The organism is Vaccinium witches'-broom phytoplasma str. VAC (assembly GCF_000309405.1).
In the GTDB taxonomy this organism is placed as follows: Bacteria; Bacillota_I; Bacilli_A; order Acholeplasmatales; family Acholeplasmataceae; genus Phytoplasma.
The window spans coordinates 1-478 of the sequence record NZ_AKIN01000094.1 but is presented as its reverse complement, the minus strand read 5'-3'; the positions used below and the strand labels follow the sequence as shown (position 1 = coordinate 478).

The following is a 478-nucleotide window of genomic DNA, read 5'->3' as shown; positions in this document are numbered from 1 at the left end:
GTAATGATGCAAAAGATGAGATTACTAGGTAAAAATTGAAAGATTTTTTTCATAAACATGGTTTTTGTTTCCTTTCCAAGTTTGTAGGTTGTTAAATAAAAAAGACCCTGAGGAGGGTCTTTGTTTATGTTTAAAAATTTAATTATTTTAACGTCTTCTATGATTATTTGGTTGATTTTGGTTGTTTTGTGTTTGATTTCTAATGATATTTATTTGTCTTTGATTTTGATCTATTCTTGTTTGAATATTTCTTAAGGTATTTATTTGTTCTTCTGAAGCATAAAGTGGTGTATTATTAATGGCTGAAATCATATCTCTTGTGTTAACAATAAATATTCTCTTTCTAATTGAACTCTTGTCATATTATTATCAAAATTTCTTAACATTTATTCTTGATTATTTAGTTGTCTTTGTTGATAAGTTATTATTTGTTGGTGTACTTGTTGTATTTGATTCAACAAAAAATTAATTTCTGTTA

The 478-nt window shown here is 24.5% G+C and carries 1 protein-coding gene; it reads right to left on the bottom strand.

All coding sequences use genetic code 11. The features are described 5' to 3' along the window. Positions 1-147 precede the first annotated feature (147 nt). Entirely contained in the window at positions 148-312 is a 165-nt protein-coding gene (locus tag RI68_RS04325) for a hypothetical protein (protein WP_261974281.1), read from the bottom strand. Between the last annotated feature and the right edge of the window lie 166 nt (positions 313-478).

Coding starts and splice junctions, on each gene's coding strand:
- RI68_RS04325 (WP_261974281.1), bottom strand. CDS start 312: ATGATTTCAGCCATTAATAATACACCACTTTATGCTTCAGAAGAACAA.